The 17,211-nt window shown below is 45.5% G+C and carries 14 protein-coding genes; 2 read left to right on the top strand and 12 right to left on the bottom strand.

The window, feature by feature from the left end; translation table 11 throughout:
* Positions 1 to 137 precede the first annotated feature (137 nt).
* From VER99_RS08520 to VER99_RS08485, 8 genes are read right to left on the bottom strand one after another with little or no spacing between them, the layout of a single operon-like run.
* Positions 138 to 1,193, bottom strand: coding sequence for a glycosyltransferase family 4 protein (locus tag VER99_RS08520; RefSeq protein WP_020334659.1), 1,056 nt, complete (start codon positions 1,191 to 1,193; stop codon positions 138 to 140).
* The gene (locus VER99_RS08515; protein WP_014232111.1) at positions 1,174 to 2,634 is read right to left on the bottom strand and encodes a sigma-54-dependent transcriptional regulator; all 1,461 of its coding nucleotides are present in this window, start codon (positions 2,632 to 2,634) and stop codon (positions 1,174 to 1,176) included. The genes VER99_RS08520 and VER99_RS08515 overlap by 20 nt, the downstream gene beginning before the upstream one ends.
* Before the next feature lie 23 nt (positions 2,635 to 2,657).
* Positions 2,658 to 4,970 carry a HAMP domain-containing hybrid sensor histidine kinase/response regulator gene (locus VER99_RS08510; RefSeq protein WP_020334657.1) on the bottom strand — a complete coding sequence of 771 codons (2,313 nt, stop codon included), beginning with the start codon at positions 4,968 to 4,970 and terminating at the stop codon, positions 2,658 to 2,660.
* A 12-nt stretch (positions 4,971 to 4,982) separates the two neighbouring features.
* Positions 4,983 to 5,783 carry a phosphate/phosphite/phosphonate ABC transporter substrate-binding protein gene (locus VER99_RS08505; RefSeq protein ID WP_024373082.1) on the bottom strand — a complete coding sequence of 267 codons (801 nt, stop codon included), beginning with the start codon at positions 5,781 to 5,783 and terminating at the stop codon, positions 4,983 to 4,985.
* Between the two features lie 8 nt (positions 5,784 to 5,791).
* Positions 5,792 to 6,487, bottom strand: a complete 696-nt coding sequence (locus VER99_RS08500; protein WP_020334295.1) for a P-loop NTPase family protein — start codon at positions 6,485 to 6,487, stop codon at positions 5,792 to 5,794.
* Positions 6,487 to 8,580 (bottom strand): SLBB domain-containing protein, encoded by a 2,094-nt coding sequence (locus VER99_RS08495; RefSeq protein WP_020334294.1) that lies wholly within the window; start codon positions 8,578 to 8,580, stop codon positions 6,487 to 6,489. The genes VER99_RS08500 and VER99_RS08495 overlap by 1 nt, the downstream gene beginning before the upstream one ends.
* Complete coding sequence (locus tag VER99_RS08490) at positions 8,577 to 9,407, bottom strand: OmpA family protein (RefSeq protein ID WP_020334293.1); 831 nt, start codon at positions 9,405 to 9,407, stop codon at positions 8,577 to 8,579. The genes VER99_RS08495 and VER99_RS08490 overlap by 4 nt, the downstream gene beginning before the upstream one ends.
* Before the next feature lie 28 nt (positions 9,408 to 9,435).
* Positions 9,436 to 9,756 (bottom strand): STAS domain-containing protein, encoded by a 321-nt coding sequence (locus tag VER99_RS08485; RefSeq protein ID WP_014232105.1) that lies wholly within the window; start codon positions 9,754 to 9,756, stop codon positions 9,436 to 9,438.
* Positions 9,757 to 10,229: 473 nt separating this feature from the next.
* On the opposite strand from VER99_RS08485, the gene VER99_RS08480 reads away from it, so the two are divergent.
* Together VER99_RS08480 and VER99_RS08475 are read left to right on the top strand one after the other, a co-directional pair.
* The gene (locus tag VER99_RS08480; RefSeq protein ID WP_020334292.1) at positions 10,230 to 11,081 is read left to right on the top strand and encodes a MurR/RpiR family transcriptional regulator; all 852 of its coding nucleotides are present in this window, start codon (positions 10,230 to 10,232) and stop codon (positions 11,079 to 11,081) included.
* Positions 11,082 to 11,119: 38 nt separating this feature from the next.
* On the top strand, positions 11,120 to 12,007 hold the full coding sequence (locus VER99_RS08475; protein ID WP_020334290.1) for a DMT family transporter: 888 nt from the start codon (positions 11,120 to 11,122) through the stop codon (positions 12,005 to 12,007).
* Positions 12,008 to 12,061: 54 nt separating this feature from the next.
* On the opposite strand, the gene grxB is transcribed toward VER99_RS08475, so the two are convergent.
* From grxB to VER99_RS08455, 4 genes are all read right to left on the bottom strand, one after another.
* Positions 12,062 to 12,712, bottom strand: a complete 651-nt coding sequence (gene grxB, locus VER99_RS08470) for a glutaredoxin 2 (protein ID WP_020334288.1) — start codon at positions 12,710 to 12,712, stop codon at positions 12,062 to 12,064.
* A 189-nt stretch (positions 12,713 to 12,901) separates the two neighbouring features.
* Entirely contained in the window at positions 12,902 to 13,744 is an 843-nt protein-coding gene (locus VER99_RS08465) for a MurR/RpiR family transcriptional regulator (RefSeq protein ID WP_014232094.1), read from the bottom strand.
* Between the two features lie 346 nt (positions 13,745 to 14,090).
* Complete coding sequence (locus VER99_RS08460; protein ID WP_020334287.1) at positions 14,091 to 14,831, bottom strand: sulfite exporter TauE/SafE family protein; 741 nt, start codon at positions 14,829 to 14,831, stop codon at positions 14,091 to 14,093.
* 111 nt (positions 14,832 to 14,942) lie between these two features.
* Positions 14,943 to 16,850 (bottom strand): bifunctional 5-dehydro-2-deoxygluconokinase/5-dehydro-2-deoxyphosphogluconate aldolase, encoded by a 1,908-nt coding sequence (locus tag VER99_RS08455; RefSeq protein WP_020334286.1) that lies wholly within the window; start codon positions 16,848 to 16,850, stop codon positions 14,943 to 14,945.
* Positions 16,851 to 17,211: the final 361 nt, after the last annotated feature.

The raw sequence follows: 17,211 nt of genomic DNA, 5'->3' as shown, positions 1-17,211 counted from the left end.
GCCAACCCCTCACATCGCATTTGCATAAAACCGTTAATTGCACTTTTCGATAGGACTAACGCAAATGTGATGCCAAGAAGGCGGTGGTTCTATGTGATTGTTTTTAAGGTTCTTTATAGGAGGCTTGAGGTGGGGCTTTATTGTTTCTCAATTTGACAATCAGATTGAGAGCTATTGGGGAAGTAGAGTTTCATCATTTTTGGGATGACGGCAGATTGAGAATAGTGCTGTTCAACGCTATCAATCGCCTGCTTTTTTATCGCTAATTGCTGGTGGGGGGCGAGGGACAGATAGGTGTTTAAAGCCTCATTCAATTGATTGACGTTGTCGACTAAGTACCCGTTGGTTTCGTGTTGAATAAGCTTCGACATATTGCCAACATTAAGTGAGACAACAGGGATACCTCTCGCCATCGCTTCGAGCGCTGTCATGGGTAAGCCTTCATAACGAGAGCAAATGATTAAAATGCCAATATGTTGCCAAATGGAGTCCATGTTGTTTTGGTGACCATGAAACCTGACGTTTGCCGGAGCGCCTTGTGTTAGCTCCGATTGCATGGCCCCTGAGCCATAAAGATCAAACCGCTGTGTTTGATTTAGGCGCGCCAAGTCAATAAATCGGTCGGGACCTTTCTCATGGCTTAGCCTGCCAACAAACGCGATTTGGTTTCCTGTTGAGGTAGACAGCGTCTTGGTATCAATAAAATTATTGAAACTTTCTGATTTGGTTATCAGCTTTTGGGTGATTCTTTCACTCACGGCGATTGAGTGATTTGACACAAACGTGGTGAACCGGTCGGCACAGTCATATAACCACACCTTACCCGTTGGAGTTTCTCCTGCGTGATACGTAGATATTTGGCGAACTCCGGTCATTATTCTTGCTAGCTTGCAAACTAAGCTTGCTTTATAGCCATGAGCGTGGAGAAGAGCGGGTTTTTGCTTTCGTACCTGGCTAATTAAGTCGCTAAAGTAATTCGTGCCTGTAGAGCTCAAAAACTGGAAAGCAATGCCGCTTGATTCCAGCTTGTCTTTGAGCAATTGCGGTTTGGAATAAGAGCGCAGAAACATGACTTTGACAGGAATTTCAAAATGCTTGAGCCCATTTGCGAGCTCAAGCACATGTGTTTCAATGCCACCGAAAGTCAGGCTGTCGATGACTAGCCAGACTTCGTTACACGAGTTGTTGCTCATCTTCAGCTTCCCAGGCTTGCTTCTTACGGTATACCGTAGAAGGGCTAAGCTCTAAAAGTACCGCCGCGTTCAGCACGTTTCCGTCGCAGTAATCAATGGCTTGCTGTATTGCCTCACGTTCAATTTGCCACATTGGCCTTATCGCTACAGGTCTTTCAATTTGCGGCTCAGTAACCGCGTCGTGACTATTTTCAGGAGCCTCATTGATCACGACGGGTTGTGGAGTGATGACTGGTTCAGGTTTAGCTACGCTGTTTTGCTTTGGCGCACGGCTTGATGTGACCTGAGATGGCAAATGCTCAAGGCGCAAATGACTATCGTCATTAAGGACCACGATATTGCGAATAATGTTTTGAAGCTGACGGACGTTACCCGGCCACGCATAGCGTTTTAGCGTTGGCTCTGCATCTCGGTGGATTGCGTTAAACTTTTTGCCATCTTCTTTAGCGTACAGCTTAAGAAAGTGAGTCGCTAATGTCGTAATATCATTGCCGCGCTCGCGTAATGGTGGCATATCAATAGGCACTACATGCACGCGGTAGTAGAGATCTTCTCTGAAACGGCCTTCTTCTACTTCAACAAGAGGATCTCGGTTCGTCGCGCAGATGATACGAATATCGACTTTCATTTCTTTATTTGCGCCTAGTGGGGTAAAGGTACCTGTCTGCAAAAATCTGAGTAATTTCTTTTGCATCTCAAGTTCCATCTCACACAGCTCATCAAGAAAAAGCGTACCACCGTTGGCCATTGAGGCCGCACCTTTGCGATCGGCAGTAGCGCCTGTAAATGCGCCCCTGACGTGACCAAAGATTTCACTCTCCATGAGATCTTTTGGAATCGCACCACAGTTAATGGCGATAAACGGTTTATCTTTACGCTTACTCTCACGGTGGATGGCTTCGGCGCACACTTCCTTACCTGTGCCACTTTCACCGACAATAAAAACACTTGCTGTCGTTGGTGCCACTGAATCGATGATCTTGTACACACCTTGCATTGGAAGGCTAGATCCGATGAAGCCGTGGAATCGGTTTCGATCGAATTTGTTTTCTATGTCTTCGACAAGGTTCTCCAGTTTAACTTGTTGCAAGTGCAGAGCGATGGAGGTTTTAAGACGATCAGCATTAATTGGTTTTTCCAGAAAGTCTTTCGCTCCTTTTTGCACAAGGCTAACCGCCAAATCTACTGAGCCATGCGCCGTGGCAATGACGACGGATGTCGGGACTTGGTTCTCGTTAATCCAATCCAGAATTTGCTCACCATCCATGTCGGGCAGTCTAAAGTCCAGAATAACTAATTGGGGAACATTTCTTTCAATAAAGGCGATGGCTTCTTTACCTGTCTCTACATGAAACAGGTCATAGGGCTCGTGCTGTACATACTGTTTGTACAAAATAGCAAGAGAAGTTGAGTCTTCGATAAGTAGTACTTTTGGTTTCATTGGAGCTTTCCTCTCTTAAGCCTTTATAGTTGTGTTGGTTCAATAAACCCTTGCTGTTTCCTTTCCTCTAATGCTTTTAGTGACTCTGAGGCAACAACTTCAAGTTTTTGTTTGTAGCTGAAAGCCTGCTCTTGTTTGCCGTCTAAGCAAAGATGCTCGATTTTTCGCGCGAAATTGGACAAAGTTCTATTACCGAGTGCCAGAGCTGAACTACCTAGGGTATGCGCTTCAAACTCTAATGTTTCTTTGTCTTGAGACTCCATAGCCAGATATATTTTTGCTAAACGCTGCTGAGATTCTTCAAGATAATGCTCTATGAGCAATGGAATGACATCGGCACTCGTGTCTGCGATCATTTGCTGCAAAATCTGTTCGTCGACTAAATCCAAATTTACTGCTTCCTCACGTTGGTTCGATTGACCTACGCTTGTATTTGTATATGAATTCTGATGCTTAATCAAATGACAGGGGCCTGATTTTAGATCTTGGTTTTCCTCTTGGTCATCATTTAAGAATAGGTTAATTTTTTCAATTAGTTGTGACAGCCTTAGGGGTTTTGACAAGTAGTCGTTCATGCCCGATGCAAGAAACTTTTCTTTATCACCAGCCAGTGAGTGTGCAGTTAGGGCGATAATTGGGATATCACACGCCTTACTGTCATCAAGGCTCCGAATCGCTTTGCAGGCTTGCATGCCATCCATTTCAGGCATGGAGATATCCATAAAAATCAGGTCATATTGATATTCCTGAACCATGGAAACCGCTTGTTTGCCATTTTCGGCAATATCGATAGATAGACCAACCCGCTTGAACATTTCTCGTATGACGAGCTGATTTGCTTTGTTATCTTCTGCAACAAGAATACGAGCGTTCGAACGAATCAATTCCTGACGGAGTGAATCAATATTTGGAGAGGTCAATAACTCATCGGCTACCGAGAGCGTGATGTCAAATGTGAATGTACTGCCTACGCCGGGTGTGCTCTCGACCGTGACGTCACCATCCATAAGGGTACAGAGTCGGCGACAGATAGCGAGGCCAAGCCCCGAACCTTCTTTGCTGCGTGAATAGGTTTGGTCCGCCATCGTAAACTCATCAAACAAGTAATCAATCGAGCTATTTTTGATGCCAATTCCTGTGTCTTGAATTTGGCAGGTGATTTTTACTCGCCCTTGTTCCAATGCCTCCGACCCAACTTTAACCGTGACGCTGCCTTCATGAGTAAACTTGATGGCATTGCCTATCAGGTTGAGCAGTATCTGTTTGACGCGGTTTTTGTCTCCGCTGACTTTGCTTGGAACAGTGCCCTCAATGTAGCAATGTAAAATCAGGTTTTGACTCTTGGCTGCGGGCAAAAATGAATTCACCACGCTTTCGACACACTGTCTGAAGTCGAAAGGTTTATCTTCCAGAATGAGCGTATTGGACTCCATACGAGTGAAATCAAGAATGTCATTAATGACGGAAAGTAGGAAGTTGCCCGATTCAGTAGCGGTTGCGACCAGCTTTCTTTGCTCGTTGGTGAGTTTGGTCTCTTCGAGGATATTTAATATGCCCAATACGCCATTCATTGGAGTGCGTATCTCATGAGACATGGAGGCGAGAAAGCGGCTTTTAGAGTCGTTTGCCAGTTCGGCACCTTCCCGTGCCGCAGTGAGGTTTTGATAGTCTTGTTCTAACTTAGCCGACATCTCATCGAATGCTTTGGTGACTTCACCAAGCTCATCTTTGGAATAGTGGTTAAGTTGGAACCCCGGGCCTTTTTCCCGAAGTGTTTGGGCGGCAGAGGCTAAACGGGTGAGATTCTTAGTCAGATAGGTTCCAAGGATAAAGGAGAAAAACGCCACCAATACGACTTCGATGGTTGCGATACTGATGATAGCTTGCTGCGCGTCAATGAGCATATTGCTGATAGGGTGCGTTTCGAACCCCATATCTACATACCCATAGATATTACCGTTACTTTCAATGGGTGTACGCAGATCAAAGATACCGTCTTTCACGTCTTTTAAAGTTTCGTCACTGACCATTGAGCGTGCGAGTAGCGCTGGGTCTCCTGCAGTGGCCATTTGGTTGCCACCGCGTAACACACGAACGTAAGCGACATCTTCTAACTTGATGAACTCTTGAGCTAAGTCGTCCAACGTCGCTAAATCAGTAGAAAGTAGCGCGTCTTTCGCAGCATGAGTAAACATAACTGCACTTGAATGAGCTCTTTGGAGTAACTGCTTCTCGTTGGAATCTGAGAGAAAACTCATCGCATTAGCCACGAGAATGATGAGTGCCGTAATTTCGATGAGAGCTATGCCAAGAATTGTTTTAGAACGCAACGTCATTAAAGCCTCCGGTTAGTCCAGTACTTTGATATTGAGTGCTCTTACATCGTCCCAATCGGTGTCGATAGCTGATTCAAATCCGTTGATATTTAATAATTTTAGGGACGTTCTCCCTTCGAGTGTTTGATCTATAGACTTGAGCGCTTGTTGGATCGATTTGACTTGTTCGTGAGTCATTCTCGGGTGATGGGCTATGGCATGCGGTGTGTACGGTTTTGTTGTCCAAATCGGTTCTAGCTGAGATTTAACCTCGTCAGGTAATGAGTTAAAGGTTCTCATCACACCGCCGCCTGCTGGGTAAAAACCTCTCGCCACAGACAAATACACCGAGTCATGTGATGTAACGTAGTCAGACTCAAACTCGACGTTAGCCTCTCTCAAGTCACTTTGCGTTAATACCGTTGCAGCAAAGGCAGCAGGAGAAGGGAAGGCGAGCCGTTGTCCTTGTAGCGCTTGTAAAGACTCAATATTGTTGGTTTTCCTTGCTACCAGAATTCCGCTTATTTTTTTATCCTTGGCTTTGGCGAAGGCCCGATAGCCCGGCTGTTTGCTGTAGACGGTGTAATGATATGGGTTCATGTAAGCGATATCGTATTCGCCCGCCGACAAACGCTTTTCATACTCCGGAATGTTAGGAGCCGTGCTAAAGGCAATGTCGTAACCGGTTTCTCTGCTTATTTCAGCAACGAGAGGCTCCCACTGCTCGGCAAGTCGGCTGGCAGATTGCTGAGGGACAACGCCAAATGTAAGAGTTTCAGCAACGGTTACTGCCGAAAGTAACAGAGTCGAAAGCGCGATAAAGGTTTTTCTCATGGCAACTCCTAAGCAGACTGAGCAAGGAACTCGTTGGTAAGAATATTCTGCGACCACTTTTCTCGCCAACTTTTGGGGATAAAGCGAAGCCGATTCAGCTCGCGCACCATCTCCTGAGCCAGTGATGCCTGGTCTTTTAAATTGAGTATCGAGCCTAACAAGGTGATTGAAGGCGAATCAATCAATTGCATGGCTTTTTCAAGTTGGCTGGAAGACGTTTTACCACCCATCACCACGAGTGCTGTCTGGTCACAAGCGCTCGCAACGACTTGTGCAGGAATATTTCCTCTATTGACTTGAAGCAGCGGTGACGTGTCGCAAATAACGCGGTCGTATTGGCAAAGCCATTGTTTGACCGCGGCTCTCAGATGTGTGGGATCTTTGTACGCCAGAACTGCTGATTGGTTGTTCGGCACGGTTAACCCGGTAAACATTTGTCGCGTTGAAGCGTGCGCGACCAAAGAACCAATCTGATTGTCGATATCTGGTGTGATATCAATGCATTCGAAAGCTGGGTGGAAGGTATTAAGATCCACCACCAAGGTTCGGTGACCCGCGAGCAGATAACGCTCAGCCAGTGCAGCGACAACGGAAGTCACGCCATCGCCAGATTGACATGCGGTAATGCATAGTGAGCGACTGTCACGCATTTCTGCTGCAAGATAGATTTGCTCTATTTCTGTATGAGTTGCAGGAATAATCATTACAGAGCTCCTATTAACACGATGGTTGTCGTTAGGCGCAGAATGTCTTCAAGACCCACGCGTGCTTTTTCGATGATACTTTCGTTTCGATCGGGCACATAGATGGTATCGCCAGCTCGTAGTACCGGAAGTTTGTAAATGTTGGCAGTTTTACTAAAGTCTACCAGGTCAAAGGTTCTTGCTTGTCCTTGGCAACAAGACATATTGACGATCGAGATCTTCTCTAAGTAGGCTCGATCAGACGGACCGCCCGCTTCGGCAAGTAAGTCCAGCAAGGTCATGTTGTCGTCAAATACATATCGACCTGGATTATTGACTGCTCCTAGTACGCGTACTGTTGACTCCTTAGAACGATCCAACCAAATCTTATCTTTTTCAGGGATGTAAATGGTGTCGCCCATGGTGACATTTGGAAGTAAGCTTTCATCCCCAGTCTCAAAGTATAACGATAGGTTAAGCTTACTTACTTTGGAATAGCTTTTGTCGCGATGTGTGATACGAATGTTGTGGATATCCGCGTCTTTTGTTGGGCCATCAGCCGCAGACAAAATATCGAGGAAATGCATATCCTTAGTGAAACGGTAGCGGCCAGGGGCATTGACTTGTCCAAAGACATAAATGGATGCATCTGAGCTTTGGCGAACCCATTGCGATTTGTTGTCGGAAGGATCTTGCGGTAGATCGTGTACACGTACAATCGCACCAGCACTGATGTTAGGTAATTCGCTGTTCGGCGCGCCTTTTAGAATGAAATCATCGAGATCGAATATGTGTAGCTGATTATCAGCGGCGACCACTTCAATTTTCGAGGTGTCCGCGCGAAGGGTTGGGCCGCCAACATGAGATAGCAAGTCCATAAGATCCATTTCATCTGACCACTCAACACGTCCGGGGCGAACTACTTCTCCAATCACACTGACGGCGCGATTGGGCGCAATTTTCAGCCAAGACTTTTCATTCATGTCTGTCTTCTCAGGAACGAAGATCGCATCTCCCGGGCCAATCTTAGGCGGGCTTTTACGGGTCAGGCCTTCAGTGAACGCGGTTAAATCAAATTTGATCACCTGACCGTTGGATTTAATGACTCGAATCTGGCGTGATTCTGCGTAACGAGTAGGACCGCCTGCATTAGCCAGAATATCCATAAACGACGCATTCTTCTTACCTTCATAGGCACCTGGGCTTGCCACTTCACCCATAATGTAAACCACGTTCGCGCCTGCCTTGATCTCTTCTTCTTGTTTAGGAACGAAGATGGTGGTTCCCGGTGTTAGTGGCGGTAGCAATGAGATATCACCGCTATCGAGATAGGTTTTAAGGTTAAACAGCTTAGGGGTATTGTCTGAAATGACACGTATTTGTTCGACAGAGGCATAGCGAGTAACGCCGCCAGCTCGCATAATGATGTCAACCAGATCGCTATTGGCTTTAAAGCTGAATGAACCCGGCGCGTTTACTTCTCCAAACACTTTAATTGCTGTTCGGCCGTCGGCGCTGTCACCTGCGTTAGCGAGTTTGTTCGCATCGAACTCTTGCTCGATGTTACCGACCAGTGGAGAAGCAGGAACAAATATCGTATCAAGTGAAACCAGCTCAGGTAGCAGTGATTCATCACCTGTATCGAGAAACGTTTTGTAGTTAAAGGTGATCTTATCTTTGCCACGTTTGATAAACAGACTGTTGAGCTGCGCGCCGGAGCGTAATCCGCCCGCTGCGTGAATGGCCATTTGGACATCAGAAGACTTAGATAAAGTGTATTCGCCCGGAGAGGTCACATACCCTTGTACCGAGACTAAAATTTGTTGCTCAGCGATATAGACAGATGCAGAGGATAGGTCTCGATACACTTTCTCCAGAGATTCTTTAACGACTTGTTCAAGCTGAGCTTCACTGTAACCCGCGACGTATAGCGCGCCAACTTCAGGCAGAGTGATGCGGCCACGCTTGTCGACTTGAAAGCCTTTATTTAACGATGACTCACCGGGTAAGTTGACCTGAATGAGATCGCCAATTTGTACTCGTTCTTCATTCGCGTGCGCCACAGAGAAAATTGAAGTAAGAAGAAATAGGGCAATTAGGTTAATCCATTTCATTGTAAGCCTCCCTGCAAACGCTGCTTGGTTTGTTCTTGAGTATCCACCACTTCGATGCTTACGCGGCGGTTGGTAAGACGAACACCTTCCGATTCACCCTCATAGAGAGGAAGCGTGTCGCCGACCGATTGTGTTTCTATACGTTTTGGATTGAGACCAAAAATGGTCAGGTAGCGCTTGACTTGATTCGCACGTCCCATGGCAAGTTCCTGGTTGTACTGACCATCACCTACAGAATCAGCGTGACCAGTAACTTTGAGGTTTAAACTTTGGTGCTCATTTAAGATGTTCGCGGATTGGGCTAGATGGCCCATGTACTTTGGATTTACTTCTGTGGAATTAAATGCAAACTGATTATCGACGTTAAGCAAGCTATAAAGTTGATCAATCATAGCTAAGCGCTTCTGAAATGCGTTTTCATCCATAGGAGGTACACACTTGGTCTGTGAGGTCGCATAGTCCAGTTGAAGTTCTAGCTCATTAAGACGCTTGCGCTGAATAACAATGTCGTTGGCAGCATCAAGCAGTAAACCACCTTCAAGCTCTCTAGCGATTCGGTTTTGTTTCTCCAACGCTTGTACAACTGCAGCTGGGAAACACCAACGCGCGCCTTCTCTGATCAAAGAGTCTAATTGCAGCTTAGTCAGTTGCCAGTCAAAACGAAGTCCGTGCTCAGGGCCGAGGGGCTCATCTGGCATTACGGGTGTAAAGTTTGATTGGATGTAGTTTTCCCCAAGACCACCACGGCCTTCCTCTGGGTAACTACTGCATCCAACCACGGCAGTCATAGATACAGCTAGGGCTATGTGTTTGAAAGAAAAGTTCATGCCAACGTCCTTTGTCAGTGATCGTTATTTAGTAAGTTCGAGAGTTAACTGGTATCGCTTGGTTAATGCGCAGTAGATTCATTATTTCGAGAGGTTGGCCTGACGCGTTTTCAATACGCATGCTTCTCTGGTTCTCGATAAGCCGTTTATACAGGTACACGATCGCACCTACGCCTGATGAATCAAGAAACTGGACTCGGCTGAAGTCAATTTCTATTTCTCGAGTTGAGGGCTCAGCCAAAATTTCATCAATGTGTGGCTGTGCCTGGCGGCTACCGTCTGCGTCAAGGTTCCCGTTGATCACCCATGTCACGATAGTGTCGTTTGTTTCAATTTTACGAAGTTCCATAATCGTATCTCCTGCTAGTGTTTACAGCAGGATTGCAGGGAGTGTGCCAAAGTTTATATATCTAAATATCAATGGTTTAGGTTGTGGCTGGAAGGGGTTCTCAAAATGAGAAAATGGAAGTTTCAAAATGACAATCAGAAAACGACGCTTATTTATGGCATCAATCTTTGTGTAATAACGTAAGTATCAACTAACCATCTATTGACCAAGTGCGAAGTTCCAAGCTCGCAGATCTGTTCATGTTTGGTTCTTTCTCGCTTTCATCGCAGAAAATCATTTATATTGACTGATATTTCATTTTTAATTTAAAATGGAATAAAATTTCCATGAGAACTATGAATTGATATAGCCTGATCATCTTTTGTGTAAATCCCGAACTTCTCGACAACACGTTTTTATGGCTGGGATGGTATTTGTTGTGATGGTTGATGATTGCCTTGTCCATAAAGTACAGCTTATTCCAAGGAGGGAATATGATTGCAGCAACAAGCGTGAAAGAACTGCAAAGGGACATATACGCAAAGTATGAAGATTTGAGTCAACGCTTACAACAAGTTGCTAAGTATGTCGTTGAAAAACCAGAAAGTATCGCGTTCGATTCGGTGTCCGAAATAGCACGTAATGCGGAGGTTCCGCCATCGACGCTGACTCGGTTTGCGCACGCTTTTCACTATCGTGGATTCAATGACATCAAGAAAGTGTTTCGTATTAATTTAGCTGAACAGACGGAGAGTTACACCGGCTATGCCCGGATTGGTGCGGGCTTAGATGATGATCAGAATATCGAGACTCCAGCGAATATTCTTGCTCAGTTAGCTAAGGCGAACATCAACTCCCTTGAAGATTTAAACGTGCAAATTGAGCAAGACACACTCCAAGTAGCGGTTACGTTGCTTAATGAGGCGAATAATATATATGTGGTTGGCTTCGGGCAGAGCTTTGGCATGGCATCATACCTTGTTTACGCACTGAGACGTATTGACCGCCGCGTGTTTCTTGTTGATGGTTTGGGGGCAATTTATCTGCAGCAAATGCAGACGATACACAGAGGTGATGTGGTCGTCATCATCAGCAGTGAACCTTACTCTGACGAATCGGTAATGGTTAGTGAAGTCGTTGAAGAAAAAGGCGTAAAGAAGATAGCGATTACTGACAGCCAGGTAAGCCCTATCGCCACCAATAGCGATGCCTGTTTTGTGATTAAAGAGTCGCAGTTAGAAAAGTATCGGACTTTATCCGCAACCCAATGTTTGATTCAGTCGCTTGTGGTTGCACTGATTTACAACACAAATGAAGAGACGCAGGTCGACGCTCTGGATATTTAATAGGGTGTAGCTGGTTTTCCATAAACGTAGAGGCGGTAATGACTTCAAATAAAAAAGCGGAACTGTATCTGTTTTCTGCCACCATATTAGCGGGTCTGGGGTGGTTGTTTTCTAAGCAGGCTGTTGCGGAGCTACCACCACTCGCGTTTATTGGATTTCGGTTTGTTTGCGCCGCTGTGATTATCGCGCCATTCGGCATGAAGCAGCTGGTTCGTGGAGATCGCCAGCAGTTTGTCACAGCGGGATGGATAGGGCTACTGCAAGGTTTGTCTTTATCTTTGTGGATTTATGCCGTCTCAGTCAGTGATGAACTGGGTGTGGGCGCATTTATCATGAGCCTTTCTATGCTGTTTGTACCTATCTGGGGGTGGATGCTGTTTAAACAGCGGCCAACATGCCCTTTTTGGGCTTCTCTTCCATTCGTCAGCGCGGGACTCTATTTTCTATCCCTCTCGGGTAGTTTCTCAATGTCGACGGGTGAGTTGTTCTTTTTTATTTCGGCGGCTTTTGTGGCGTTACATTTCATTTGTAATAGTCATCACTCTCAAACTATTCCCGTGCTATACCTCACTTGTGTTCAGTTCTTTACTGGCGGCCTATTGGCAATTCTTTTTTCTGCCTGTATAGAGTCTTGGCCAACTTCAATCAGTATGAGTACGTTGGGTTGGTTTGCCGCTAGTGTCATTCCGGCGACATGTCTGCGCTTTTTCATTCAAATCAAAGGTCAGAGCGGGACAAATGCAACCAATGCTGCTTTATTGATGACATTAGAGCCTCTATGGACCGTATTGATCAGCGTCGTTTGGTTAAATGAAGTGATGTCGACCAATAAAATTCTGGGTATCGTACTTATTTTAACCGCGTTGATGGTTTATCGATGCTGGGACTTAGTACGAGTGAAGGTGAAGAGGCTGCGTGCTTTTTAAAACAATGTGCTTTTTAAAAACAATCAGCGCCCGTGTGATTGGGCGCTAAGTTAGTTATACCGCTACGTGGTCATAAAGCGGAATGTTGGTTAACGCCGTCACTTCATCAATATAGAGACGAACGTTTGGTGGGAACTCCACGCCTTTGATTACGGTAAGGTTTCTCAGAGTAGGGTAGAAATTAATGTCATCGTAACTGAGAACATTATCGCGACTTGAAGGTAGCGTCAGCCATTCCAGATTACGCAGAGCGTGGTTCAGTTGAATGAGAAACTCATTACTTTGCGCCATCGCCTGCTCAAATGACATTCCGATCATTTTCGATTTATTGGTGGTAAACCAAGCTTTGGCCTCTGCACTACCAAACTCGGGCAAAGTGATTTCCATCCAGCGTGGATGTACAAGTGGACCTTCAACACCTTTGACTGCCTGATTAAAACGATCAATATCAGCTTGATGTACAGCCTCTGATAATACAGGCTTGCCATCCCATTCATCTAAATATTTCACAATATCAAGGCTTTCTGCCATGTAGGTACCATCTTCATTTTCAAGTATGGGAACCATATTCGCGCCCACTTTTTCGATCCGTGCATCCACATCGTGGTTTTGTAAATACACAAACTCGACAGGCATGTTCTTTAAGTTCGCGAGCATCATTGCCTTGATGCAAAATGGACAATGTTCAAAAACAAATAACTTCATCTTTCTCCTACCTATTGAAAATATTTAAGGGGAATTAATATTCAATTATAGATTAAAATGAAATTATTTTTTCATTTGTTTTATGTGTTTGTGTTGGAGCTCAACAACAAATAGCGAAACAAAGCGGGAGTAAAAAGGGGAGAGGTGAATGCAGGGCGTAGCTCAATACGCCCTGCATTTGCGAGTGGACTATGCTGCCGAATTGTTTTCGCTTTCCTGAAAGGCCAGTGAAACCGCTAACGTTTGGGCCAGGCATAGTGACGCCACCTGAGAACGGAATGCATCTACTTTGCCTTCTTTGACGACAAAGCAGACATCACTAAAGGCTGCAAGTGGGCTGATCTGGCTGTCGGTAAGAATGATCTGCTTTGTGCCTGTGTTTGCTAACGCATCACTCACATCAGTCGTATCTTGTGCATATGGATAGAAACTGATCGCTACGACTACGTCGTTCTCGCGAATCATGTTGATTTGCTCTTTGAACATGCCACCAAGCCCATCAATAAGAAACGCACGTTTGTTCAGGTGACGGAATGCGTACGTTAAGTATGAAGAGATACTGAATGAGCGTCCAAGACCGATGACGTAGATATTGTCTGCTTCAGAGAGCAGTTTTACCGCTTTGTTGAGGCTGTCTTCGTCGATTTGAGTCGACAGTTGTTGTATTGCACTGGTATTGGCGCGTGCAAAAGCTTGCAGAATATCAATAGGGCGCTCTGGTGGCTCTTCGTCGGCATCCATGCTTTTTGAAAGTTTCACTCGATCAGTGTAGCTAGACGTCTCTTCAAGTAAGTTTGTACGAAATAGTTGTTTCATTTCGTTAAAGCCACTGTAGCCGAAAGCGCTGGCAAAACGAATCAATGTCGATGGCGGAACATCAGCTTGTTCAGCAATAACAGAAACAGTTTCAAACGCGACACTGCTTTTATTATCAAGTACATAAGCTGCAACTTGTTGAAGACGTTTACTTAAATCACCGTAGCGATTCCTGATTTGGTCTTGCAATTCACTTAGTGTGGTTGGTGCTGACATTATGTTCTCCATAGATTCATTCTGTGACTTGCTTTAAGTGTTTCATTTTAGCTTAAAAATGAAATCGTTCATATAGCTGTCATATCTGACAAATTCGATCTATTTCTCATTTACTTCTAATGAATCAATTCAAATCATCTTCGGTGCTCGTTGATAGTTTTTAGATAAGTTTCTTGATGACACAAACCTTGTTGGCATCCATTTACTTTCAGATGATTTATCGAGGTTTTTCGATAGTGGGCGTGAGTTAATCGTCTTGATTTCTCGCCGATACGATAAAAGGGAACCACAAGGCTCCCATTGTCATTTCGTTTTGTAATAAGAATTTTCGGGTGAAAGAAAGGTTTTAGCTTATCCCTTCAAGGAGCAATTTGGTTCCGGATAAGAGTAAGAAGCCGTAACACAGTTGGTAGATAGTTTGCTGAGGGACTTTATCCAGTAACCACACCCCCATTTTTACGCCTATTGGTGCCAATGGCATGAGAACCAAAGAAGTCAGTAAGTTGGTGCTGTCGAAGGTGCCAAGTAAAGTAAATGGTACCAGTTTAAAAAGATTGATAATGGCAAACAGGACGGCCATCGTTGCAATTAATGTGGTTTTTTCGAGCCGTAGCGGGAGCAGGTAAAGACTGGCAGGGCCACCTCCGGCATGAATGGCGGTACTGGAAAAGCCACATAACGTACTCCAGAACCAGGCTGAAAACGTTCCTCCGGGTTTTGGTTGTTTGCGCTGAAACAGGTGCATAAAGAAGAATAGTACTGATAACAGCCCAACAATCAGCTTTACGCTAGACTCAGTCATACTTCCTAAATACAACGCTGCCAGAGCTACTCCGAGGGCCGATGCTGGCAACATGCGTGTTATCACCCGCATATCTGCAAAATGGCGGTGGTGTTTAACGGCAAAGAAATCCATAACACATAAGATCGGCAGCAGTATCGCAGCGGCTTGGGTTGGTGAGATAGTCCAAGCCATCAGTGGTACTGAAATGACACCTAAAGCGCCGCCGAGTCCCCCTTTACCGATTCCGTAAATGAGGACTGCGGGTATGGATACGATATAAAACCATGGGTCTGTGATGATCATTTCTTCGCTCCATGTAAAAAGCGCCCAGACGGGCGCTTTGGGGTTGCTAAGAGCAGGTACTTAAGCCCAACAGAAAAAGCTCTCATACCTATCTAGCGTTTTTATTGGGAATTAACCACGCTGACGCCAAAGTGCAATCAGGTTGTGGTAGTTTTGCTTGATATTTTCGATCAGCGTTTCATCGTTAATGCTATTCGCCAGCCATTGACGTGATGGCTCACCAAATAGCGTACGACCAACCGCGAACCCTTTAACGATCTCTTTACCCGCAGTTGCATCAAAGCCTTTTTGTAGCTCTTCTTGAGGTGCATCTAGGCCCAGGATGACTACGCCACGGCAGAATGCATCGCGCTCTGTTACTACTGCGCTGACCGTGTCCCAGCTATCGGCTTCAAGAGCAGGCAGTTTCCACCAGTCTGGCTTGATACCCAGGTCGTAGAAACGCTCCAGAGCCTGAATGTAAAGTCTGTCTTCTTTCTTCACGCCAGCAGGCAGGATGACTTCCAGTAGCAACTCATGACCAGATTTACAACATGCCTGGTAGACTTCTTGTACCAGTTCTTCTTGCTCTGTACGGATATCTAGCTCGTCTTCTGGGCTGTAGAACACTAGGCACTTCACCACGTGCTCAAGAGGCCAGTCGATTAATTGTGAACCGATGTTACCGTGCTCTAAGCGCAGTGGACGTGAACCCGGTAACTCGATAGGGCGGCCAATCCACCAACCTTGTCCTGTCACTTCATTCAGTACATCTTGGCCGAATGTGCTATCACACAGTAAGCCTGCTTTACCCGCTAAGTTCGCTTCTTGTGCGACTTGTTGGCTTGCTTTAAAGATAAGTTTTTTCAGCGTCTTGATACGTGCCGTGTCTGTACCTGCTTCACGAGCCATGTCTTCAAGTTGGCTTCGGTGGTCAAATGCCATTACACATAACTCATCCCACTGAGGAGCTTTACGTGTCGTAACGCGGTGTAGGTGGTTGAGCTCTACATCCAGGTCAGGACGTTTCACATCAGCAGCGCGAGTGATGTAATTATCAAGTTCTAACTTAGTTGGCATTGCCGGAGCACAGCCGTGACGAGAAACCACCAACGCACCACAGGCGTTAGCGTATGCACATGCTTTTTCCCAACCTTCATCGTTTAGGTAGCCGCGTAGCAAACCAGACATGAATGCATCGCCAGCGCCAAGAACGTTAAGCACGTCAACGCGAACGCCGTGAATTGTCAGACCGTCATCAAGATCGTTTGGCACTTCTTCGCTGTATACAGAGCAGCCCAGTGCACCGCGTTTGCACACTAGTTCAGCATCAGAAACTTTACGTACGGCTTTTAGTGCATCGATAGTGTTATCTGTACCACCACAAATATGGAACTCTTCTTCTGTGCCGACAATAACATCGAACAGGCCAAGTACTTCTTGCAGTTCTTGAGTCACTTTGTCTGAAGCGATGTAACGAGTTTCGCCATCACCCAGTGAAGTTAGACCCCAAAGTACTGGGCGGTAGTCGATGTCTAGCGCCGTTTTTACACCATTGCGACGAGCGTATTTCAATGCGGTAAGTACGGCTTCGCGCGTTTTTGGATTGGATAGGTGAGTACCAGTGATTGTCAGGCAGCGAGCAGACGCGATGTACTCTTCAGTAAAGTCATCTTTGCTGATTGCCATGTCAGCACAGTTTTCGCGGCAGAAGATCAGAGGGAAAGTATCTTCGTCTTTGATGCCCAGAATAACCAGACCTGTCAAACGCTCTTTGTCAGTGATCAAGTGACTAGTATCACAGCCAACACGCTCGAGTTCTTCACGTAGGAAACGGCCCATGTGCTCGTCACCAACGCGCGCAAGCATTGATGATTTCAATCCTTGTACTGCTGTGCCGTAAGCCACATTACCTGATGAGCCACCAAGGTACTTATTAAAAGATCCCATGTCTTCTAAACGAGCGCCGATCTGTTGACCGTAAAGATCAACCGCAATGCGGCCCATACAAATGACATCTAGCTTTTTCTCAATACTCACATTCTTCTCCTCAGAGCTTAAACTCTTACCGTCATCACTAGGATGGTTCCAATGCTAAAGTTTTTGTGTCTGCGTTAAGGCAATGCCCATATGCGTTTCACGTTTCAATAAAACCTTTATACGGAATATTTGTTTCATTTTCAATTTAAAGTGGGATATTTGATTCGTTTTGTGATCAAGTCGGAAAATAAATTTCAAATGTTATTGGAAGTTGAAAAAATGGATTCGTGCAGATGAAAGATAGGGTTTAAGTGCTGGTGGCTCGTTCTAGCCAAGGCGATATTTCGAACTACGACAAATAAAAAAGCCCGTCTCAGGAGTCACGCTGGACGGGCAAACCGCTCGATTAAACTTATTGTTA

This window comes from Vibrio natriegens NBRC 15636 = ATCC 14048 = DSM 759, from assembly GCF_035621455.1.
Lineage (GTDB): Bacteria > Pseudomonadota > Gammaproteobacteria > Enterobacterales > Vibrionaceae > Vibrio > Vibrio natriegens.
This window is presented reverse-complemented; position numbering and strand designations above follow the sequence as displayed.